General features: G+C 60.9%; 18 protein-coding genes. 4 read left to right on the forward strand and 14 right to left on the reverse strand.

Annotated elements, in window-relative coordinates; all coding sequences use genetic code 11:
- Positions 1-138: 138 nt before the first annotated feature.
- Positions 139-1,134, forward strand: a complete 996-nt coding sequence (locus BRD58_RS15215; protein WP_073383548.1) for a YadA-like family protein — start codon at positions 139-141, stop codon at positions 1,132-1,134.
- Positions 1,135-1,217: 83 nt separating this feature from the next.
- Here the strand turns inward: BRD58_RS15215 and lysS are convergent, their stop codons facing one another.
- The 5 genes from lysS to xerD form a co-directional block, all read right to left on the reverse strand.
- Positions 1,218-2,735, reverse strand: a complete 1,518-nt coding sequence (gene lysS, locus BRD58_RS15220) for a lysine--tRNA ligase (protein ID WP_012849747.1) — start codon at positions 2,733-2,735, stop codon at positions 1,218-1,220.
- A 9-nt stretch (positions 2,736-2,744) separates the two neighbouring features.
- Positions 2,745-3,843 (reverse strand): peptide chain release factor 2 gene (prfB, locus tag BRD58_RS15225; protein ID WP_107775223.1). Its coding sequence is split into 2 segments (ribosomal slippage): positions 2,745-3,767 and positions 3,769-3,843, totalling 1,098 coding nucleotides; the frame shifts between segments, so codons are not numbered across the junction.
- Between the two features lie 341 nt (positions 3,844-4,184).
- The gene (recJ, locus tag BRD58_RS15230; protein ID WP_069579299.1) at positions 4,185-5,918 is read right to left on the reverse strand and encodes a single-stranded-DNA-specific exonuclease RecJ; all 1,734 of its coding nucleotides are present in this window, start codon (positions 5,916-5,918) and stop codon (positions 4,185-4,187) included.
- 4 nt (positions 5,919-5,922) lie between these two features.
- Entirely contained in the window at positions 5,923-6,639 is a 717-nt protein-coding gene (gene dsbC, locus BRD58_RS15235) for a bifunctional protein-disulfide isomerase/oxidoreductase DsbC (protein WP_015462274.1), read from the reverse strand.
- A gap of 27 nt (positions 6,640-6,666) precedes the next feature.
- Positions 6,667-7,566 (reverse strand): site-specific tyrosine recombinase XerD, encoded by a 900-nt coding sequence (gene xerD / locus BRD58_RS15240; protein WP_073383553.1) that lies wholly within the window; start codon positions 7,564-7,566, stop codon positions 6,667-6,669.
- Between the two features lie 150 nt (positions 7,567-7,716).
- Between xerD and fldB the strand changes: the two genes are divergently transcribed.
- The gene (gene fldB / locus BRD58_RS15245; protein WP_012849753.1) at positions 7,717-8,229 is read left to right on the forward strand and encodes a flavodoxin FldB; all 513 of its coding nucleotides are present in this window, start codon (positions 7,717-7,719) and stop codon (positions 8,227-8,229) included.
- Between the two features lie 24 nt (positions 8,230-8,253).
- Here fldB and BRD58_RS15250 read toward each other — a convergent pair whose 3' ends face one another.
- The gene (locus tag BRD58_RS15250; protein WP_034167931.1) at positions 8,254-8,670 is read right to left on the reverse strand and encodes a protein YgfX; all 417 of its coding nucleotides are present in this window, start codon (positions 8,668-8,670) and stop codon (positions 8,254-8,256) included.
- The gene (gene sdhE / locus BRD58_RS15255; protein ID WP_012849755.1) at positions 8,651-8,917 is read right to left on the reverse strand and encodes an FAD assembly factor SdhE; all 267 of its coding nucleotides are present in this window, start codon (positions 8,915-8,917) and stop codon (positions 8,651-8,653) included. The genes BRD58_RS15250 and sdhE overlap by 20 nt, the downstream gene beginning before the upstream one ends.
- A gap of 347 nt (positions 8,918-9,264) precedes the next feature.
- Here sdhE and ygfZ point away from each other — a divergent pair, with 347 nt between their 5' ends.
- Positions 9,265-10,263, forward strand: a complete 999-nt coding sequence (ygfZ, locus tag BRD58_RS15260; RefSeq protein WP_069579301.1) for a tRNA-modifying protein YgfZ — start codon at positions 9,265-9,267, stop codon at positions 10,261-10,263.
- Positions 10,264-10,305: 42 nt separating this feature from the next.
- Here the strand turns inward: ygfZ and BRD58_RS15265 are convergent, their stop codons facing one another.
- Positions 10,306-11,130, reverse strand: coding sequence for a shikimate 5-dehydrogenase (locus BRD58_RS15265; protein ID WP_069579303.1), 825 nt, complete (start codon positions 11,128-11,130; stop codon positions 10,306-10,308).
- 158 nt (positions 11,131-11,288) lie between these two features.
- Positions 11,289-12,161, reverse strand: a complete 873-nt coding sequence (locus tag BRD58_RS15270; RefSeq protein ID WP_012849758.1) for a nucleoside-specific channel-forming protein Tsx — start codon at positions 12,159-12,161, stop codon at positions 11,289-11,291.
- Between the two features lie 605 nt (positions 12,162-12,766).
- Between BRD58_RS15270 and trhA the strand changes: the two genes are divergently transcribed.
- Complete coding sequence (gene trhA / locus BRD58_RS15275) at positions 12,767-13,420, forward strand: PAQR family membrane homeostasis protein TrhA (protein WP_373693964.1); 654 nt, start codon at positions 12,767-12,769, stop codon at positions 13,418-13,420.
- A 54-nt stretch (positions 13,421-13,474) separates the two neighbouring features.
- On the opposite strand, the gene BRD58_RS15280 is transcribed toward trhA, so the two are convergent.
- The 5 genes from BRD58_RS15280 to ubiI form a co-directional block, all read right to left on the reverse strand.
- Positions 13,475-14,887, reverse strand: coding sequence for an alanine/glycine:cation symporter family protein (locus tag BRD58_RS15280; RefSeq protein WP_069579305.1), 1,413 nt, complete (start codon positions 14,885-14,887; stop codon positions 13,475-13,477).
- A 494-nt stretch (positions 14,888-15,381) separates the two neighbouring features.
- Complete coding sequence (gcvP, locus tag BRD58_RS15285) at positions 15,382-18,264, reverse strand: aminomethyl-transferring glycine dehydrogenase (protein WP_069579307.1); 2,883 nt, start codon at positions 18,262-18,264, stop codon at positions 15,382-15,384.
- An 89-nt stretch (positions 18,265-18,353) separates the two neighbouring features.
- The gene (gene gcvH, locus BRD58_RS15290; RefSeq protein WP_015462282.1) at positions 18,354-18,740 is read right to left on the reverse strand and encodes a glycine cleavage system protein GcvH; all 387 of its coding nucleotides are present in this window, start codon (positions 18,738-18,740) and stop codon (positions 18,354-18,356) included.
- Between the two features lie 38 nt (positions 18,741-18,778).
- Positions 18,779-19,903: a glycine cleavage system aminomethyltransferase GcvT gene (gcvT, locus tag BRD58_RS15295; protein WP_015462283.1), complete on the reverse strand. Its 1,125-nt coding sequence runs from the start codon at positions 19,901-19,903 to the stop codon at positions 18,779-18,781.
- Between the two features lie 384 nt (positions 19,904-20,287).
- Entirely contained in the window at positions 20,288-21,499 is a 1,212-nt protein-coding gene (ubiI, locus tag BRD58_RS15300; RefSeq protein ID WP_069579309.1) for an FAD-dependent 2-octaprenylphenol hydroxylase, read from the reverse strand.
- Between the last annotated feature and the right edge of the window lie 13 nt (positions 21,500-21,512).

A 21,512-nucleotide genomic window follows, 5' to 3' on the forward strand; every position in this document is an offset into this window, starting at 1 on the left:
GAAAACTGACACTGGGGGAGCTTATCTAAAAATACAGAGCGCAATTTGCATAAGAAAACGGCAGATTACAAATACAACATCATAATATCTAACAGTTTTAATACTTGAGCCATCATTGATAAAAAAGAGGATATTACGATGTCCCTATTCCGCATCGGTATTATTTCTACAGCCGTTCTCTTGACCCTCTCACCGTTCGACGGCGCCGTCGCGGCGCCAGCGCCGGTACTCCCCAGCGTCGCGCCCGCCCACCGCGGGCTTCTGGATGTGCATTTGGGCAACGACAGTAACTGCGCGGACGGTAACTATGATACGGCGCTCGGCGCCAGCAGTCGCACCCGCGGCGATGCCGCTACCGCCATCGGCGCCGAATCCTACTCCGGCGGCGCCAACAGTGTCGCCATCGGTAACGAAAGCCGCAGCCAACAGTCTGGGCTGGCCGCCGGTGCCGCCAGCCTGGCAGGACAGCACTCCACGGCGCTCGGCGATGGGGCGCGTGCCACGCCCGATAATGCGATAGCGCTGGGCGACGATGCCCAGGCCAGCGCCAGCTACTCCACCGCCATCGGCGTCAGCGGGCGGGCATCCGGGTATAGCAGCATGGCGCTGGGCAACGATAGCCAAGCATCCTATATGAACAGCATCGCCCTCGGCGCCAACAGCCAGACCGCGCGCGTCAACAGCGTCTCTATCGGCGCCCCCGGCAGCACGCGCCAGCTCACCAACCTCAGCGCAGGCACGCAGGCGACGGATGCGGTCAACGTCAGCCAGCTGCAGGGATATAGCCGTAATTTAAGCAATACAGAGCGTAACGATATGCAGGCAGCCAATGCGCGCCTTAACCGATTCGGCCATGCGGTAGAAGGACGGGTCAACCGGCTGCAGCAGCAGATGACCGACCAGCATAACGAGAGCAACGGCGGCATCGCCTCCGTCGCCGCGATGGCCGATATTCCCTATACCACCCGGCAGACCTTTAGCGTTGGGGTTGGCGTCGCCAACTATCAGAACGCCAACGCGGTGGCCGTCGGGGCGCAGTACCAGATCACGCCGCGCACCGACATTCGTCTGGCCTCTGCGTGGAACAGCGCCGAGGGGAATGTCGTGGGGGCCGGTATTGCCTATGGCTGGTAACCGGCGAAAACCGGCGTCAGCGGCAACGCGATGGCAAAAAAAAGCCCCGGCATAGCCGGGGCGGATAAGCGATTAAGACCGGCTTATTTCTGCGGACGCATCGCCGGGAACAGGATCACGTCACGGATGGTGTGGCTGTTGGTGAACAGCATCATCATACGGTCGATACCCACGCCCAGACCGGCGGTCGGCGGCAGGCCGTGCTCCAGCGCGGTCACGTAGTCTTCGTCGTAGAACATGGCTTCGTCGTCGCCAGCATCTTTGGCTTTCACCTGATCCAGGAAACGCTCTGCCTGATCTTCGGCGTCGTTCAGCTCGGAGAAGCCGTTACCGATTTCACGGCCGCCGATGAAGAATTCAAAGCGGTCGGTGATGAACGGGTTCTCGTCGTTACGGCGCGCCAGCGGAGAAACCTCTGCCGGGTATTCGGTGATGAAGGTCGGCTGAATCAGCTGGCTCTCTGCCGTTTCATCAAAGATTTCGCACTGTACGCGGCCCAGGCCCCAGCTTTTCTCGATCTTGATGCCCAGAGACTCGGCGATCTTGCAGGCCTTCTCCATATCATCCAGATCGGCAGAGGCGATGTCCGGACGGTAGTGGCAGATGGCCTCTTTCATGCTCATCTTGATAAACGGCTTGCCGAAATCGAAGGTCTGATCGCCGTACTGCACCACGCTGCTGCCCAGAACATCCTGGCTGATGGTGCGGAACAGCTCTTCGGTCAGCACGATCAGGTCTTTGTAGTCCGCGTAGGCCATATAGAGTTCCATCATGGTGAACTCAGGGTTATGACGCGGAGAGACGCCTTCGTTACGGAAGTTACGGTTGATTTCGAACACGCGCTCGAAACCACCGACCACCAGACGCTTCAGGTACAGCTCCGGCGCGATACGCAGGTACATATCGATGTCCAGCGCATTGTGATGGGTGATGAACGGACGGGCGGATGCGCCCCCCGGGATCACCTGCATCATCGGGGTTTCGACTTCCATGAAGCCTTTGTTGACCATGAAGTTGCGGATAGCGGCCAGGATCTTAGAGCGGGTACGGAAAGTCTCGCGGGAAGATTCGTTGGCGATCAGGTCCAGATAGCGCTGGCGATAGCGGGTTTCCTGGTCAGACAGACCGTGGAATTTGTCCGGCAGCGGGCGCAGGGCCTTGGTCAGCAGATGGATAGAGTGGCAATGAATAGACAGCTCGCCGGTCTGAGTACGGAACAGAGTACCGCGTGCGCCGATGATGTCACCCAGGTCCCACTTCTTGAACTGTTCGCTGTAAACATCGTCTTTCAGATCGTCACGGGCAACATACAGCTGAATACGGCCACCCATATCCTGCAGCGTAACGAAAGAGGCTTTACCCATGATACGGCGGGTCATCATGCGCCCGGCAACGGAAACTTCAACGTTCAGCGCTTCCAACTCTTCCTTGCTCTTACCGTCATACAGGCTGTGCAGCTTATCAGAGGTGGTGTCGCGGCGGAAATCGTTAGGGAAAGCGATGCCTTCCTTACGCAGAGCCGCCAGTTTTTCGCGGCGAGTCTGCATTTCGTTGTTTAAGTCCAGAGCCTGTTCGGCGCCTTGTTGCTGTTGTTCAGACATAGTGTTTCCTCATAACCCGGCTTTTAAACTTGCCTCAATAAACCTATCCAGGTCGCCATCTAACACGGCCTGTGTATTACGTGTCTCAACGCTAGTACGTAAATCTTTTATGCGGGAATCATCCAGCACATAAGAACGGATCTGACTCCCCCAACCGATATCGGACTTGGTATCTTCCATCTGCTGCCGCTCAGCATTTTTCTTTTGCATCTCAAGTTCATAAAGCTTGGCTTTCATCTGCTTCATGGCCTGATCTTTGTTCTTATGCTGAGAACGGTCGTTCTGGCACTGCGTTACCAGCCCGGTCGGAATGTGGGTAATACGCACGGCGGACTCCGTCTTGTTGACGTGCTGACCACCGGCGCCAGAGGCGCGGTAAACGTCGATACGCAGATCCGCCGGATTGATATCGATATCGATATCGTCATCCACTTCAGGATAAACAAAGGCGGAGCTGAACGACGTATGACGGCGGCCGCCCGAGTCAAACGGACTCTTGCGCACCAGGCGATGTACGCCGGTTTCAGTACGCAGCCAGCCGTAGGCATAGTCACCGCTGATTTTGATGGTGGCGGACTTCAGTCCGGCCACTTCACCCTCAGATTCTTCGATAATCTCGGTTTTGAAGCCCTTGGATTCAGCCCAGCGCAGATACATACGCAGCAGCATGCTGGCCCAGTCCTGCGCTTCGGTTCCCCCGGAGCCGGCCTGAATATCCAGGTAGCAGTCGGCGCTGTCGTATTCGCCGGAGAACATGCGGCGGAATTCCAACTGCCCCAGCTTCACGTCCAGCAGATCGAGTTCGGCAACGGCCTCGTTAAAGGTCTCTTCGTCGTCGGCCTCTACCGCCAGCTCCAGTAATCCGGATACATCCTCCAACCCCTGGTGCATTTCATCGATGGTGTTGACGATGGTTTCCAGGGAGGAGCGCTCTTTGCCCAGTGCCTGCGCACGCTCCGGTTCATTCCAGACATCCGGCTGTTCCAGCTCGGCGTTTACTTCTTCCAGGCGCTCTTTCTTGGCATCGTAGTCAAAGATACCCCCTCAGAACATCTGTCCGCGCAGACAGGTCCTGAATACGGTGTTTTACCGGATTAATTTCAAACATAGATTGTTATCTTCTTTAAAAGTGCAACGGTCGGGAAACACGGTGCCGTCATACGGCCCCCCGGCCAAAAGGACAAACGCAAAGTAACGGGATATCGCGCCACACGCTGGCAAAGGCATAACTTAAATCCCCATCCCATTACCCCTACAGACTATAGCAACTCGTTTGCAGAAATGGCAGACCCTACGCAGAGATCCTGCACTGTTGCTGTAAAATCCGGCACTTAACGCGGAAGTTCAACGAATTTACTAATCTGCGCGCCCCAGTTATTAATTATGCTAATAAACAAGAGGGGTAACTTTCGTTACCCCTCTACAATACATGATTTTGCTGACCCTGCCTCAGCGCGGCCAGAGGTGTTGGATCATTAACTGTACACTGCGATTGCCACGGTACTCATTGATGTCCAGCCGATAGGCCAGCTCCACCTCACGCACGCTGGCGTCCGGCCACAGGGCGGTATCCACATTAAACGCAATGCCGTCCAGCAGCGGGCCGCCGCCCAGCGGCTCCAGCATCAGCTTAAGGTGGCGCTCCCCGACCAGACGCTGCTGCAGAATGCGAAACTGACCGTCAAAGGTCGGCTCCGGAAACGCCTGTCCCCAGGGCCCACCGTCGCGCAGCAGCTCCGCCACCGGCAGCGTCAGCTCATCGCTGCTCAGCGCCCCGTCCGACCACACTACCCCTTCCAGCTGGGCCGGATCGAGCCATTCGCCCACCAATTCATCAAAGTGATGACGGAAGTCGTCAAAGCGCGTCGCCTCAATGGTCAGCCCCGCCGCCATTGCATGGCCGCCAAATTTCTGCATCAGCCCCGGGTGCTGGGTGTCCAGGCGCTCTAGCGCATCGCGCATGTGCAGCCCCGGCAGCGAGCGCCCCGATCCCTTTAGCAGCCCCTCTCCGGCCGGAGCAAAGGCGATCACCGGACGGTAAAAGCGCTCTTTGATGCGCGAAGCCAGGATCCCCACGACGCCCTGATGCCATTCGGGATGGTAGAGCGCCAGCCCATAGGGCAGCTGCGTCAGGGTACGCTCCAGCCCGGCGCAGATCGCCAGCGCCTCGCTCTGCATCCCCTGCTCTATCTCGCGGCGCGTCTGGTTTAGCGTATCCAGATCACAGGCCAGCGCACGCGCCTGCGGCATATCGTCGCTCAGCAGCAGCGCCACCCCCAGCGACATATCGTCCAGCCGCCCGGCGGCGTTGAGGCGCGGCCCCAGGGCAAAGCCGAGATCGCTGGCGGTCAGGCGCAGGGCGTCGCGCTTGGCCACCTCCAGCAGCGCGCGGATCCCCGGACGACAGCGCCCGGCGCGAATACGGCTCAGCCCCTGGTGCACCAGGATACGGTTGTTGGTATCCAGCGCGACCACGTCCGCCACGGTGCCCAGCGCCACCAGATCCAGCAGATCGGCCAGATTGGGCGCAGGGCGCCCCAGTTGCTCAAACCAGCCCTGCTCGACCAGGTGACGGCGCAGCGCCAGCATCAGATAGAAGGCGACGCCGACGCCGGCCAGCGACTTGGAGGGAAAATCGCAGTCGGCCAGATTCGGGTTGACGATAGCCTCCGCCGCCGGCAGCGTCTCTCCCGGCAGATGGTGATCGGTCACCAGCACGCGGATCCCGCGCGCGTGGGCCGCCTCGACCCCGGCGTGCGACGACACGCCGTTATCCACCGTCATGATCAGCTCCGCCCCCATGGCGACGGCCTGTTCGACCACCTCTGGGCTCAGGCCATAGCCATCCTCAAAACGGTTGGGCACCAGGTACTGCACGCTATCGCAGCCCATGGCGCGCAACGCCAGCACCGACAGCGCGGTGCTGGTCGCGCCGTCCGCATCAAAATCACCGACGATCACCAGTCGCAGACGCTGCGCCAGCGCCTCCTGCAGCAGCGTCACCGCCCGCTCAATACCGTTCAGCTGCTGATATGACAGCAGCCCCTTCACTCCGCGCTCCAGCTCGGCGGCGCTGCGCACGCCGCGGTTGCCGTACAGACGGCGCAGCAGCGGCGGTATCTCGTCCGGCAGCTGACACTCCGCCGCCGCCTCTCGCCGGCAAAGCCGTGTCTTAATCGTCAAAACATTAACCTTTCTTCTGGCTCATCTGCGCCTGGGCATCCAGCATCGCCAGCATCTCTTTCGGCCCCTGATAGCCAGGGATCACCATCCCGTTGCTCAGCACGATCGCCGGCGTCCCCTGAATGCCAAACTGCACGCCCAGCTCATAGTGAGACTTGATGTTCACATCACAGGTCGCCGGTGAAATCGCCTCCCCCTTCAGAGCGTCGTCGAAGGCCTTGCGGCGATCCGCCATACACCAGATCGACTGCATATCCTTCTCCGCCTTGGAGTCCAGCCCCTGGCGCGGGAAGGCGAGGTAGCGCACGGTGATCCCCAGATCGTTGTACTCCTTAATCTGGGAGTGCAGCTTATGGCAGTAGCCGCAGGTAATATCGGTAAAGACGGTGATCACATACTTCTGCTTCGGTGCCTTATAGACAATCATCTCCGGCGCCAGCGCGTCCAGGCGCTTCATCAGCAGCTGATTGGTGACGTTTTCCGGCACCGCGCCGCTGACGTCATACATCGGCCCCTGCAGGATATGCTTACCATCGTCCGTGACATACAGCACGCCGCCCTCGCTGAAGACCGTCTTCAGACCGGCCACCGGCGACGCCTGGATCTGCGCCTGCTGGATCCCCAGCTTCTTCAGGGACTGCTGGATCGCGGCATCATCTGCCCGGGCCAGGCCGCTGACGGATGCCGCCAGTAATGCCAACCAAATCACGCTTTTCTTCATAATGAATTCCTTTGAATTGCCCTCCGCTCAAGCGCGGGGATGATGCTGTTGATGTAGCTGTCTCAGACGCTCTGTCGCTACATGGGTATAAATCTGGGTCGTAGAAAGATCGCTGTGCCCCAAAAGCATCTGTACGACACGTAAATCGGCGCCATGGTTCAACAGATGGGTGGCAAACGCATGGCGCAGCACGTGCGGCGACAGACGCTCCGCATCGATCCCCGCCAGGACAGCATAGTGCTTAATCCGGTGCCAGAAGGTCTGGCGCGTCATCTGGCGGGCGCGATTGCTGGGAAACAGCGCCGCGACCGTCTGGCCGTTCACCAGCCACGGGCGGCCATACTCCAGATAGTACTCAATCCAGTAGATCGCCTCCTCCCCAAGGGGAACCATGCGCTCTTTATTGCCTTTGCCGATCACCCGTACCACGCCCTGGCGCAGGCTGATATCCTCCTGCGCCAGCCCCACCAGTTCGGACACCCGCAGACCGGTAGCGTACAGCAGCTCCAGCATCGCCTTATCACGCAGCTCCAGCGGCGTATCGATGGCGGGCGCCTGTAGCAGGGCATCCACCTGGGCTTCAGAAAGATCTTTCGGCAGCCGCTGCGGCAGCTTGGGCGAAGCCAGCAGCGCGCTCGGATCGTCGCTGCGCAGCTTCTCTCGGTACAGATACTGATAGCAGCGGCGCAGCGCGCTGAGCAGGCGGGCCGAGCTGGACGCCTTATAGCCCCCGTCCATGCGCTGGGCGAAAAAGTCCTGCAGATCGCCGTGCGCCGCCGTAAGCAGGGTGAGATCGTGATAGGCCAGCCATTCGGCCAGCGTGCGCAGATCCTGGCGATAGGAGGCCAAGGTATTTTCCGCCAGATTTTTCTCCAGCCACAGCGCGTCCAAAAACTGTTCGATCAGCGCCTGATCCTGCTCGTGCACCCCGACTCCTTATCCATCGTATCGCTGTCTGGTATCCCGCCTGCACGCTGCGTGCGGCGCCTTATCGACGGCCAGCCTACATGATGCGGTCAGTGGTTTCAAATCTGTTACACTGCCCGTATCCGCTTGGGCAATCATGGCAAATGCACAATGAAAATCGGTCTTTTTTATGGCTCCAGCACCTGCTACACCGAGATGGCCGCCGAGAGCATTCGCGACATTCTGGGCGCCGATCTGGTCACCCTGCACAATATCCGCGACACCCCGCCCGCGCTGATGACGGAGTACGACATACTGATCATGGGGATCCCCACCTGGGACTTCGGTGAGCTGCAGGAGGATTGGCAGGCCGCGTGGGACGCGCTGCCGCCGCTGCCAGGAAAAATCGTCGCGCTGTATGGCATGGGCGATCAGCTGGGGTATGGAGAGTGGTTTCAGGACGCGCTCGGCATGCTGCACGATCGCCTGATGACGCTCGGCGCCCGCCCGATCGGCTACTGGCCGACGGCGGGCTATACCTTCACCGCATCGCGGGCAACGCTGGACGACGGGCGCCTGTTTGCCGGCCTGGCGCTGGACGAGGTTAATCAGTTCGATCTCAGCGAGGCGCGGCTCCAGCGCTGGTGCCAGCAGATCATGCTAGAAACCGCCGATCTGCTATAGCGGCCGCGCCGACGGGGCGCCCCGCTATGCGCGATCGTCGCCCGCATCGAGCAGCGTGCGGCGCAGCTGCCCCCACTCTTCGCGGCTCATGCTGTCGGCCGCCAGCCACAGACGGCGGCGGCACGGCGCACCATGGGTACTCTGCAGGATCAGCAGCGCCCCCAGATCGCTAACCCAAGGGCGTCGGGCCAGGCGCCACTCGCGCAGCTGCCAGTGCCACACCTGCGGCGCCAGCAGCTGCAGCTCACCGCGGTTACGCGCAATCCGGCGCTGGCTGCGGATACACTCAAAGATCACCGCCACCAGCAGAATCAGCCAGAATACGCTGTAGTTTTCCGGCCAGGGCGCCAGCAGGATCGCCAGTACCAGCGCGCCGTGCCCCAGCAGAAACATCACCTGGGTACGCCAGGAGACGTGAACATTACAGCGCCAAAGGACCACGTTCTTTATTTCGCGTCTGAATCAGCGTAATCATGCGGGCCAGATCGGCGTCATCCGGCTTACCCTGGTTCATCAGCCATTTAAATAGCTCAGGATCGTCACAGGCCAGCAGGCGGACAAAGGTCTGTTTATCGGCATCGTTAAGCGCATCATACTCATGTTCAAAGAAAGGCATGATGGCGATATCCAGCTCGCGCATTCCGCGGCGGCACGCCCAGTGAACCCGCGCTTTATTATTGATATCCATGACTCATCCACTCCGGCTTCGGTTTCTATTTGGTAACTGACGGGACGCAGGCTCACACGCCGACGTCGCTGGCGGCGTCCCGCGCCAATGTGACTCTATTCTAGCGCGAAAACCCGTTTGATTTAGAAAATCCCTTAACACTCTGTCATATTTTGCCCGCTCTGCCACGGATAATATTTGTTATACGTGCTTTTTTATTTAGGATTTGCAATGTGTTACGCAACACCTCACGCCGAGAGCGTCTTATTTCTAAACCTGACCACATCGAGCGCAATTAACCATTGGCATTGTGGGCGACCTTTCTTACCATGGTCACTACGTCCGGTATGATCTTACAGGGAACTCTCATGAACCTTAACGCCCCCTTCTCCCCGCAGCCGCCTCTGGCCGCAGAGTACCTTCCCCTGACCCTGATGCGGTTGGATGACTGGCTGCCGATCAACGTCAGCGGCCCGGATGCGCAAAGCTACCTGCAGGGGCAGCTTACCGCCGACGTGCCCGCGCTGGCCGCCACGCAGCACACGCTGTGCGGCCACTGCGATGCCCAAGGCAAGCTGTGGAGCAGCCTACGCCTGCTGCGCCGCGGCGATGGCTTCACCTACCTGCTGCGCCGCAGCGTGGCCACCCTGCAGACGCTGGAGCTGAAAAAGTATGCGGTATTTGCCAAGGTCAGCATCGCCAGCGACGAGGCGGCGGTGCTGCTGGGCGTCGCCGGGGCGCAGGCAAGCGAGGCCCTCGGCGCCATCTTCCCGCACCTGCCGGACGCCGACGCGCCGCTGCTGCAGGACGGCCGTAGCCATCTGCTCTATCTGGCCTGGCCGCAGCCGCGCTACCTGCTGATCTGCGATGATGCGGATGAAGCGGAGCGGATTTGCACCCCGCTGGCCGCGCACGCGCGCCTGGCGGACAGCGCCCAGTGGCTGGCGCTGGATATCGAAGCCGGGATCCCGCTCATCGATGAGCCCAGCTGCGATCGGTTCCTCCCCCAGGCCGTAAACCTGCAGGCGCTCGGCGGGATCTCGTTTAGCAAAGGATGCTACAGCGGCCAAGAGATGGTGGCGCGCGCCAAATACCGCGGCGCCAACCGACGGGCGCTGTTCTGGCTGCGCGGTAGCGCAGAGCGACTGCCGCACGCCAGCGAAGATCTGGAGCTGCGCCTGGGCGACAGCTGGCGACGCAGCGGTACGGTGCTGGCGGCGCAGCGGCTGGCCGACGGCGACGTCTACCTGCAGGCGGTGCTGAGCAGCGATCTCCCGGCAGACAGCGTACTGCGGGTACGCGACGATGCGCGGAGCCAGCTGACGCTGTCGCCCCTGCCCTATAGCATCGCAGATCAGCCGGAGTAACCCCCGCCGCGCCCGGCACAGCCTCTCCCCCGCGGCCGGGCGTCACTCTCCCCGGGCGTGGGCGGCGGCCTGCAAAAATAGCCCGTGCTCCGGTCGAATGCCGGTATACAGGACAAACTGCTCCACCGCCTGAATGGCGAACACCTCGGCCCCGGTGATCACCGTTTTCCCCGCCGCCCGCGCCGCCTGAACCAGCGGCGTCGCTATCGGTAGCGCCACCACCTCAAACACCGCGTGAGCCTGCGCGATACGCGCGGGATGAAACGACAGCGCGTCGGCAAACTCGCCGCCGAGCATCCCCACCGGCGTGGCGTTGATCAGCAGATCGGCTGGCGCCTGCGCCGGCAGCTCATGGCACCAGGTATAGCCATACTGCGCCGCCAGACGCTGACCGGACTCGGCGTTTTTCGCCACGATATAGCCACGGGTAAACCCCGCGTCCCGCAGCGCGCAGGCGACCGCCTTGGCCATGCCGCCGCTGCCGTGCAGGACAAAGCACATGGCGGGATCGAGCGCATACTGGCGCAGCAGCTGGGCGATGGCGATATAGTCGGTGTTATAGGCCTTCAGCCAGCCCTCCGTATTCACCAGGGTATTCACCGAGCCGATCCCGACCGCCGAGGCATCCATCTCATCCACCAGCGGGATCACTGCCTCCTTAAACGGCATGGAGATAGCGCAGCCGCGGATGCCCAGCGCCCTGACGCCGCCGATGGCGGCGACAATATCGCGGGTGGTGAAGGCCTTATACAGGTAATCCAGATCCAACGCGTCATACAGATAGTTATGAAAGCGGGTGCCGAAGTTACCCGGGCGCGCCGCCAGCGATATGCACAGTTGGGTATCCTTGCTGAGGTGTCGGGTCATGATAGCTCCTTAGGCCAGAAAAGTTCGCCGCACAGTCCCGACATCATGGCGCAAAACGCGGCACAGAAAAACGGCTCGTTTTCCTACGCGCCTTCCTCTTTTTTAGCCATGAAAAAGGCCCCGTCGCAGCGGGGCCTTGATGCACACAGGGCGTGGAATTAGAAGTTGTAACCCACCACCAGGTAGTAACCCCAGCCGGTCGGATGCAGATCGTCGCCCAGCGCGGCGCCCTCTTTCCACTGACCGCCGTTATGGAAGTAACGGGCCACCACGGAGTAGTGCCAATGGGTGTAGTTCAGCGCCAGAATATGGCTGGAGGCGATGGAGTTATTGGAGCGCAGCTGATTGCCGTTGCTGCCAACCCCGGACTTGTCGCCCAGACGGGAGCCGAAGTCAAAGTTAGTGAAGCCGATATAGTTCAGGTTGCCGCCCCACAGCTCGGTCAACGGCACGAAGTATTTCACCTTCACGCGGTAGCCGTCCCAGCTGTTTTCGTTGGCCGCACCGTAGTTTTCCCACTGGTACTTGCCGTACACGTTCAGCGACAGGCCCATCGGCAGACCGGTGTCAATGTCGGTCCCCAGACCCATATACCAGGTATTCTGGCGGCTATCGCTGTTACGCCCCATGTCAAAGACATAGTCGTTAGCGAAGTACCACTCTTTGAACGGACCGAAGCCCAGGTTCAAGCCGGTCAGCTTATCGATAGAGAAGCGCGGCTCGATCTCCATAAACAGCGGGGAGCCTTTATCCCAGATCCCCTTATCGACCGTGTTGCCGGCGCCGAAGAACTTCGGTACGTCAACATAGCCATAAAAATCGAGCCAGTCCTTCTTGGCAAAGGCTTCATACTCCAGGTACACATCATTGGTACGGAACGGCCCAAAGCGGGTATGGTAGCTACCCACCACGTTCACGCTCTGATGCCACCAGTCGGAAAGATACTCGCCGTTATTGTCCGCCGCCGTTGCCGTGACGCTGGTGGAGAGACAGGACAGCAGAGCGCCCGCAGCTAAAATTGTTTTTTTCATATGAGTGCCACTTACCTTAAAAAGCTCCCCGCGCAGAGGGAGACAACGACAACATGTCAACATCGCCACAAATCAGCCATCACTCGCGCGAACGCCCGCTCGTTGGCCTGGCGCATTATAGAAATAAACGGATACAGAAAACTGTGATCAAGTAAGAGTTTTTTAAAAGCGTAATCGATTGCGTTCACGATTGCGGAGAAAAACGACGCAGGAATAATACATTAATTGAGATTCTCATCAAATTAATAAGTTGGACGTTTTCCGTGCAGAAGATCTCTTTTTTGTTTAAAAATCAGTTTAGTAAATTCAACAAGATAGCCATAACCCCCGACAATCCCCCGCGCAGCGGCAAAAAGTGGCCCTGACGGCGGCGATCCGCTGTTGTAAAAGTAATAATCACGGTGATTATTTGTGATTTTAAGCACATCAACTCTCACTATATGGCCGCGCGCCGCGCCGCTTTTTTAGCGTACACGTGTACACTGGAATCATTCTCAGCTACTCTAGGTCGTTCCGTCGCTGGCGGAATGACCTAGAGTCGGGCGACGTTTTCCCGGCTTACCCAAGCCCGGCGCGGGTCGGGCTTCGCTGCGTGAGATCATACGATGATGACAACCGCTTCCCCGCTGCAACCGGGGTACTCTCTGACCGAAGAGATCGCCAACAGCATCAGCCACGGCATCGGTTTTATTCTGGGGATCGTCGGGCTGGTTCTGCTGCTGGTACAGGCCATCGGCAGCGGCGCCAGCGCGATGGCGATTACCAGCTATAGCCTGTACGGTGGCAGCATGATCCTGCTGTTTCTGGCCTCAACCCTCTACCACGCCATCCCCAACCGGGCGGCCAAACGCTGGCTTAAAGTCTTTGACCACTGCGCCATCTATCTGCTGATCGCCGGAACCTATACCCCCTTTTTACTGATCGGACTGGATTCGCCGCTGGCGCGCGGGCTGATGGCGGTGATTTGGACGCTGGCGCTGCTGGGGATCCTGTTTAAGCTGGCCTTCGCCCACCGCTTTAAGATCGTATCGCTGATCACCTATCTGACCATGGGCTGGCTATCGCTGATCGTTATCTATCAGCTGGCGATGCGCCTCTCCGGCGCGGGGATCACGCTGCTGGCGCTGGGGGGGATCGTGTATACCCTGGGGGTTATCTTCTACGTCTGCCGGCGTATTCCCTACAATCATGCCATCTGGCATGCCTTTGTCCTCGGCGGCAGCGCCTGTCACTTCTTCGCTATCTATCTGTACCTCTAAGTAAAACGGCGGCAGGGGAGCCCCCTGCCGCCGTGATGCTAACGCCCGACGTTGTCATTCGCCTTCGGCGACTGCGCTACCGTGACGGCGCTGGCCGATCTCTCGAGTCAGACGGATCACCACCGGCGACAGCAGCAGCAGCGCAGCCAGGTTCGGCAGTACCATCAGGCCATTGAACATATCGGCCATATTCCACACTAACTCCACGTGGAAGAAAGAGGCGATGAAGATAAAGACGACTACCAGCATCTGATACACCCGCACCGCTTTCTGCGAGTTAAACAGATAGCGCACGTTGGTCTCCGCATAGTAGTACCAGCCAATGATGGTCGAAAACGCGAAGAAGAACAGTGAGGCGGAAATAAACAGGCTGCCAAAGTGGCCATAAACATAGGAGTACGCCTGCTGCGTCACGGCTATCCCCTGGCCTGAAAATACGCCGAGGAAAGAGGCCTGCGCCTGCCCGCCATGCTGCCACATCGCCATGCCAGAGGTGATGATCACCAGCGCCGTCAGGGTGACGATCACGCACACCACAAACACCCCCATCATGGCGATAAAGCCCTGCTGTTCCGGGTGCTTCACTTTGGCCACCGCATGGGCATGCGGCGTTGACCCCATCCCGGCCTCGTTCGAGAACAGGCCGCGGGCAATACCGAAACGCATCGCCTGCTGGATAGCGATCCCCGCGCCACCGCCCAGCACCGCCTGTGGGTTGAACGCCGCCACGAAGATGGCCTTAAACGCCGGCAGAATATAGTGAGCGTTCAGGCCCAGGATCAGCAGCGCCCCGACCAGATAAAAGACCGCCATGGTCGGTACCACCTTCTCCGTGAAGGAGGCGATACTGCGTAGCCCGCCCATGATAACCCCGCCGGTCAGCACGGCCAGAACCACCCCGACGATCCAGCCCGGAACGCCCAGCGACCCCTCAAAAGCGGCGGCGATCGAGTTGGACTGCACCATATTGCCAATAAAGCCCAGCGCAAAAATAATCAGTACGGAAAACAGTGCGGCCAGCCATTTACAGTTCAGCCCTTTCTCAATGTAATACGCCGGACCACCGACAACGTGCCCCTGTTTATCAAAAGACTTATATTTCTGCGCCAGAATGGCCTCGGCATAAATCGTCGCCATCCCCAGAAATGAGGAAACCCACATCCAAAAAATAGCGCCCGGCCCCCCGGCGACGATCGCCGTCGCTGGACCGGCCAGGTTCCCGGTACCCACCTGGCCCGCGATGGCCGTAGCGACCGCCTGAAATGAGCTCATTCCCTGCTTGTCTGCCTTATCGCCAGACAGAGACATACCACCGAACAGCGCGCGAAAGCCGGAGCCGAAATGACGGATCTGAATAAAGCCCAGACGCAGGGTGTAATAGATCCCCGTGCCGCAGAGTAAAAAAATCAATAGCTCATTCCACAACAGACTATTGATGCGGTTCACACACTGTGCCAAAAGTTCCATACCTGACATTACCCGTTTTTATTTTTGCCTGTCGGTGTATTGGGCGCTTAAACGGAAATAGCATGCCGCCGTCGCCCGGCAAACGGGCGCGGTAACATAAACCGGATAAACGCGGGAGCGGTACGCTGCCGGCGGGCGGAGAAAAACGCCTCTCCGCAATGGCAACATTTCACGATGAGAACTCTATCACACTTTACCCCCCTGACCAGCCGGGGAAATTGCCGAACAACGCATGAATAAAAGTGATGATTAGCGCAAGTAATAACAAACAATCAAAATACAACAATATGATTTTAAACCAATTTTAATACAAAAGCGCCGGACACTCCGTTCGCTATCCGCCGGATAATGAATTAGAATATTTCATACATAAAATGGTCATAAAACGCGAGCGCGCCCCGGAAAACCGGGTGCGCCGTCGCTCCGACCCGCGGGACACGCGCAGAAAAAGCAGACGGGCGACCGTCACCGATCGCCCGCCCGTGGGGGATGACCTATGCCCAGTCGCTCAGCGGCGGGCAAGAGCACTGCAGATGACGATCGCCATAGACATCGTCCAGGCGCTTCACCGCCGGCCAGTACTTGTTCTCCCGCGTCTGCGGCGTAGGAAACACCGCCAGCTCACGCCCATAGGGGTGATGCCACTCGCCCACCAGGTCACGCTGAGTATGGGGCGCATTGACCAACGGGTTATCCTGCAGCGGCCACTCACCGGCCTCGACGCGCGCGATCTCATCGTGAATCGCCAGCATGGCGGCGATAAAGCGATCCAGCTCGGCCTTATTCTCCGACTCCGTCGGCTCAACCATCAGCGTACCGGCGACCGGGAAGGACATGGTCGGCGCGTGGAAGCCATAGTCGATCAGACGCTTGGCGATATCCATTTCACTGATGCCGCTGCGCGCCTTCAGCGGGCGCAGATCCAGGATGCACTCGTGGGCCACATACCCCCCCTTCCCGCGGTACAGCACCGGGTAAACCGCCCCCAGACGGCGAGCGATATAGTTGGCGTTCAGGATCGCCACCGCGCTGGCGCCGCGCAGCCCCTCGGCCCCCATCATGCGAATATACATCCAGCTGATGGGCAGAATGGATGCGCTGCCAAACGGCGCGGCGCTGACCGCACCCTGACGGGGGGTCAGGCCGGGCAGCTGCACCACCCGGTGGCCGGGAACAAAGGGCGCCAGGTGAGCCTTAACGCCGATCGGCCCCATTCCCGGCCCGCCGCCGCCGTGTGGGATGGCGAAGGTTTTATGCAGGTTCAGGTGCGAGACATCGGCGCCGATATAGCCGGGCGTGGTGATCCCGACCTGCGCGTTCATATTGGCGCCGTCCAGATACACCTGCCCACCGTACTGATGCACTATCTGGCACACCTCGCGGATGGTCTCTTCATATACGCCGTGGGTCGAGGGGTAGGTCACCATGATCGCCGCCAGGCGCTCCCCCGCCTGCTGCGCACGTTCACGCAGATCGTGCAGATCGATATTGCCCTGCTCATCACACGCCACCACCTCGACCTCCATCCCGGCCATCTGCGCCGAGGCCGGATTAGTGCCGTGGGCCGAGGCCGGGATCAGGCAGCGGGTGCGCTGCCCCTCGCCCCGGCTTTCATGATAGCGGCGGATCGCCAGCAGACCGGCATACTCCCCCTGCGCGCCCGAGTTGGGCTGCAGGCAGACGGCGTCATACCCCGTCAGCTGCACCAGCCACTCCGCCAGCTGGCTCAGCAGAAGCCGGTAGCCCTGCGCCTGCTCCGGCGGACAGAACGGGTGCAGCGCGGCGAATTCGGGCCAGGTGATCGGGATCATCTCGGCGGCGGCGTTCAGCTTCATGGTACAGGAGCCCAGCGGGATCATCGCCTGATTCAGCGCCAGATCGCGCCGCTCCAGCCCGTGCATATAGCGCATCAGCGCGGTTTCGCTGTGGTAACGGTTGAACACCGGATGCGTCAAGATCGGCTCGCGGCGCAGCAGCGCCGTCGGAATACTGCCCTCGCTGGCCTCCTGGGCCAGCGTATCCAGGGTATCGATATCCAGCGCGTGGCCGTCACCGAGCAGGATGGTAAACAGCGCCTCCAGATCGTCACGCGTGCTGCACTCGTCAAAGCTGATGCCGACCGCACCATCCAGATCACCGCGCAGGTTGATGCCAAAGCCGAGGGCCCGCGCCAGCACCGCCGCCTTATCGGGCACCGCCACCGTCAGGGTATCGAACCAGCGGTGGTTGCGCAGCGTCATCCCCTTTTGCTGCAGGCCGAGCGCCAGAATATCCGCCAGGCGGTGAACCCGTTCGGCAATGCGACGCAGCCCCTGCGGACCGTGATACACCGCATACATACCGGCAATATTGGCCAGCAGCACCTGCGAAGTACAGATATTGGAGTTGGCCTTTTCTCGCCGGATATGCTGTTCACGCGTCTGCATCGCCATGCGCAGGGCCGGCTCCCCGGCGGCATCGCGCGCGACGCCGATAATCCGCCCCGGCATGGCGCGCTTAAACGCATCGCGACAGGCAAAGAAGGCGGCGTGAGGGCCTCCGTAGCCCATCGGCACGCCAAAGCGCTGAGCGGAGCCAAACACCACGTCGGCCCCTTGGCGCCCCGGCGCCTCCAGCAGCACCAGCGCCAGCGGATCGGCCGCCATGCAGGTGATCACCCCGCGCTCGCGCAGGGCATCCATCAGCGCACGATAGTCATGCAGATCGCCCTGCGTGCCGACCTGCTGCAGCAGCACCCCGAACAGATCGCGGTGATCCGCCGCCCGCCGGGCGTCATCGATGATCACCTCGATCCCGCAGCTCTCGGCCCGGGTACAGACCACGTCGATAGTCTGGGGGTGCACATCCTGCGCGATAAAGAACACATTGGCCTGCTTCAGGCGGCTGGCGCGCCGCGCCAGCGCCATCGCCTCGGCGGCGGCGGTCGCCTCGTCAAGCAGCGACGCCGAGGCCAGATCCAGCCCGGTCAGATCCAGCGTCATCTGCTGAAAGTTAAGCAGCGCCTCCAGACGCCCCTGGGATACCTCCGGCTGATAGGGGGTATAGGCGGTATACCAGCCGGGGTTCTCCAACATGTTGCGCTGGATGGCCGGCGGCGTCTGCACGCCGTAATAGCCCATGCCGATAAACGATCTGTAGCACTGGTTTTGCGCGGCGATCGCCCGCAGTTCGTCCAGCGCCTGCTGCTCGCTGCAGGCGGCGCCGATGGGCGGCGCGGCGGGCAGCTGAATATCCGCCGGGACGATGCGCGCCAGCAGCGTATCGAGATCCGGTGCGCCAATCTGCGCCAGCATCTGCTGCTGCTCCTCCGGCGTGGGGCCGATATGGCGGGCAATAAAAGCGTCACTGTTTTCAAGCTGGGTAAGGGTCTGAGTCATGGCTTACGCATTCCTGGATCGCGCCGCAGCCCGGCGCCCGGCAAATCATACGAAAAGGCCGCCACAGGGGCGGCCCGGCGGTCACACGCTTATTCGTCCAGCGCGGCCAGATACCCTTCGGCGCTGAGCAGCGCCGCAAACTCGGCGGGATCGTCGGCCCGAATACGGAACAGCCAGCCCTCATCATAGGGCGCCGCGTTGACCTGCTCCGGCGCCTCCTCCAGTGAGCCATTTACGGCCACGACCTCCCCCGCCAGCGGGCTATAGATATCCGACGCCGCCTTGACCGACTCGGCCACCGCGCACTCCGCGCCGGTATCGATATGCGCCCCCACCTCCGGCAGATCCACAAACACCATGTCGCCCAGCAGACTCTGGGCATGGTCGGTGATCCCGACGCAAAAGACCCCGTTTGCCTCTGCGCGTACCCACTCATGGGACGCGGTATACTTCAACTCTGTCGGCACATTGCTCATCGCCATCCTCTCCTGGAGTTATGTGTTGCTTCACTTGGTTAGTTGCCTACCGCCGCCGTATCGACGGACGGGATCAGGCTGTGGCCGTGACGGACAAAGCCCGGTTTCACCACGCTGAGCGCCAGCTCGCGACCGCGGATCTCGACCCACGCCTCGCCGCCGATCCCCTGCGGCACCCGCGCCAGCGCGATGCTGCACCCCAGCGTCGGCGAAAACGAGCCGCTGGTGATCGTCCCCTGACGGGCGTTACCCTGCTCATCGCAAAAGCGGATCGTCATGCCTGCCCGCAGCACCCCTTTCTCTCGCATCACCAGCCCGACCAGCTGCTCAGGATGCTGGCTCTGCTGACGCTCCAGCGCCGCCCGGCCAATAAAGTCACGCTCCGGCGGCGCCCAGGCGATGGTCCAGCCCATGTTGGCCGCCAGCGGCGAGATCCCTTCATCCATCTCCTGACCATACAGGTTCATTCCGGCCTCCAGACGCAGCGTGTCGCGGGCGGCCAACCCGCAGGGCCTGATGCCCGCCTGCGCCAGGCGCTGCCAGAAGGCCACCGCCTCATCCTGCGGCAGGGCTATCTCGTAGCCATCCTCCCCGGTGTAGCCGGTGGTGGCGATAAACAGCGATCCCGCCTGACGGCCGAAGAAGGGTTTCATCCCGGCGACCGTCTGACGCTGCGCCGGCGTCAGCAGCGCATCTACCCGCTGACGGGCCGTTGGCCCCTGTACCGCGATCAGCGCCAGATCGCGACGTTCGCGCAGCTCAACGCCAAAGGCGGGCGCATGCTCGCCGATCCAGGCTAAATCACGCTCGCGGGTCGCCGAGTTGACCACCAGGCGAAAATGCTGATCCGCCAGAAAGTAGACGATCAGATCGTCGATCACCCCGCCGCTGGCGTTCAGCATCGCGCTGTACAGCGCCTTGCCCGGCTGCGTCAGGCGCGCCACATCGTTGGCCAACAGATAGCGCAGAAAGTCCCGCGCCTTAACCCCGTGCAGATCCACGATGGTCATATGGGAAACATCGAACATCCCGGCATCGCTGCGCACCGCATGATGCTCCTCCAGCTGGGAGCCATAGTGCAGCGGCATCATCCAGCCATGAAAATCCACCATGCGCGCCCCGTCGGCCACATGCTGATCATAAAGCACCGTCTGTTTTGCCATTCTCATCCTCGCCTGAGTATGCGGCCGTCAGCCGCCGCGCTCGCGCCGCCGCGGACCCTCCACGGCGCGCAATCGATACCTCTCTGCCCGACGGTATCACTGAAACAGGGGATTAACCATAAGATAAAATAGGCGTAACAACGCGAAGTCCGCCGGGACGATGGGATGATAATGCAGAATATCTTGCTGTAAAAATGCGCACATCAGCACAAAATTAACATACTTGCTGCATTTTTATTGCCTGCGTATAACCTGAACGGATTCAGGAAAGCAGAAAACAGCAGATATAAAAAACGGAGAGATGAGAAAAACTAATTCAAACGGCGGGGAGAGGATTAGAATATTTCACCCGCGGAGGGCCTCCGCGGGTGAGGTGCTCGACCTTTATTCGTCCGACGGCGCCGCCTGCAGCAGCGCCGGCAGATCCGCCAGCCCCATGGCGTGGCGTACCAGCTGAGGCTTCACCCCCGGCAAGCGATCGGCCAGCGTCAGCCCCAGGTCACGCAGCAGCTTCTTCGCCGGATTAGCCCCGGCGAACAGATCGCGGAACCCCTGCATCGCCGCCAGCATCACGGCGGCGCTGTGCTTGCGCCGACGCTCGTAGCGGCGCAGATACAGATGGTGTCCGATGTCCTTGCCCTGGGCCTGCAGGCGACGCAGCTCGCCCGCCAGCTCCGCCGCATCCATCAGCCCCAGATTCACCCCCTGACCGGCCAGCGGATGTACGGTGTGCGCCGCATCCCCCATCAGAGCCAAGCGGTGTCCGGCAAAGCTGCGGGCATAGCGCCCCTGCAAAGGAAACAGCGCCCGCTCGCCGACGCACTGACAGCGGCCAAGCCGATGATCGAAGGCGATGGTCAGCGCGCGCTCAAACAGCGGCGGCGCGGCCGCGTACATGCGCTGCGCCTCCTGCGGCGGCAGCGACCACACGATAGAGCACAGGGTGGGATCCTGCAGCGGCAAAAAGGCCAGGATCCCCTGCGGACGAAAGATTTGACGCGCGATATGGTCATGGGGCTGCTCACAGCGGATCGTCGCCACCAGCGCATGATGCTGGTAGTCCCAGAACGTCAGCGGCACGTCGGCCTGGCGGCGCAGGGCCGAGTGAGCGCCGTCGGCGCCGACCAGCAGCCGTGCGCTGAGCATCGTCCCGTTATCCAGCGTCACAAACGCCTCATTCTCTCCCCAAGCCACCTGCGCAAGGGTCGCCGGCGTCATCAGGGTAATCCCCTTATCCTGCTCGGCCCGCTGCCACAGCGCCGTCTGTACCGCCTGGTTTTCCACGATGTGGCCCAGGTGGAGATGCCCATAATCCGCGGCGTCAAAGGCGATACGGCCAAAGCTGTCCGCCTCCCATACCGCCATACCGCGGCAGGGCGCGGCGCCCTGCGCCAGGATCTGAGGCCAGACGCCCAGCTGCTGTAGCAGACGCTCGCTGGCGATATTCAGCGCGGACACCCGCCGCACGGCCGTTGACACCTGCGTCGGCGCCTGCGGCTCGACCATGGCGATGCGCAGCCCGCTGCCGGACAGGGCGTTGGCCAGCGCCAGACCGACCATACCGCCGCCGGCAACAATAATATCGAATGATTGCATAGCTTCCTGTTTC

Source organism: Edwardsiella piscicida, assembly GCF_001896205.1.
Taxonomy (GTDB): domain Bacteria; phylum Pseudomonadota; class Gammaproteobacteria; order Enterobacterales; family Enterobacteriaceae; genus Edwardsiella; species Edwardsiella piscicida.

What these genes read in the sequence shown, in the direction of transcription:
- BRD58_RS15215 (WP_073383548.1), top strand. Translation starts at nt 139, where the DNA reads ATGTCCCTATTCCGCATCGGTATTATTTCTACAGCCGTTCTCTTGACC.
- lysS (WP_012849747.1), bottom strand. Translation starts at nt 2,735, where the DNA reads ATGTCTGAACAACAGCAACAAGGCGCCGAACAGGCTCTGGACTTAAAC.
- dsbC (WP_015462274.1), bottom strand. Translation starts at nt 6,639, where the DNA reads ATGAAGAAAAGCGTGATTTGGTTGGCATTACTGGCGGCATCCGTCAGC.
- fldB (WP_012849753.1), top strand. Translation starts at nt 7,717, where the DNA reads ATGAAAATCGGTCTTTTTTATGGCTCCAGCACCTGCTACACCGAGATG.
- sdhE (WP_012849755.1), bottom strand. Translation starts at nt 8,917, where the DNA reads ATGGATATCAATAATAAAGCGCGGGTTCACTGGGCGTGCCGCCGCGGA.
- ygfZ (WP_069579301.1), top strand. Translation starts at nt 9,265, where the DNA reads ATGAACCTTAACGCCCCCTTCTCCCCGCAGCCGCCTCTGGCCGCAGAG.
- BRD58_RS15265 (WP_069579303.1), bottom strand. Translation starts at nt 11,130, where the DNA reads ATGACCCGACACCTCAGCAAGGATACCCAACTGTGCATATCGCTGGCG.
- BRD58_RS15270 (WP_012849758.1), bottom strand. Translation starts at nt 12,161, where the DNA reads ATGAAAAAAACAATTTTAGCTGCGGGCGCTCTGCTGTCCTGTCTCTCC.
- trhA (WP_373693964.1), top strand. Translation starts at nt 12,767, where the DNA reads ATGATGACAACCGCTTCCCCGCTGCAACCGGGGTACTCTCTGACCGAA.
- BRD58_RS15280 (WP_069579305.1), bottom strand. Translation starts at nt 14,887, where the DNA reads ATGGAACTTTTGGCACAGTGTGTGAACCGCATCAATAGTCTGTTGTGG.
- gcvP (WP_069579307.1), bottom strand. Translation starts at nt 18,264, where the DNA reads ATGACTCAGACCCTTACCCAGCTTGAAAACAGTGACGCTTTTATTGCC.
- gcvH (WP_015462282.1), bottom strand. Translation starts at nt 18,740, where the DNA reads ATGAGCAATGTGCCGACAGAGTTGAAGTATACCGCGTCCCATGAGTGG.
- gcvT (WP_015462283.1), bottom strand. Translation starts at nt 19,903, where the DNA reads ATGGCAAAACAGACGGTGCTTTATGATCAGCATGTGGCCGACGGGGCG.
- ubiI (WP_069579309.1), bottom strand. Translation starts at nt 21,499, where the DNA reads ATGCAATCATTCGATATTATTGTTGCCGGCGGCGGTATGGTCGGTCTG.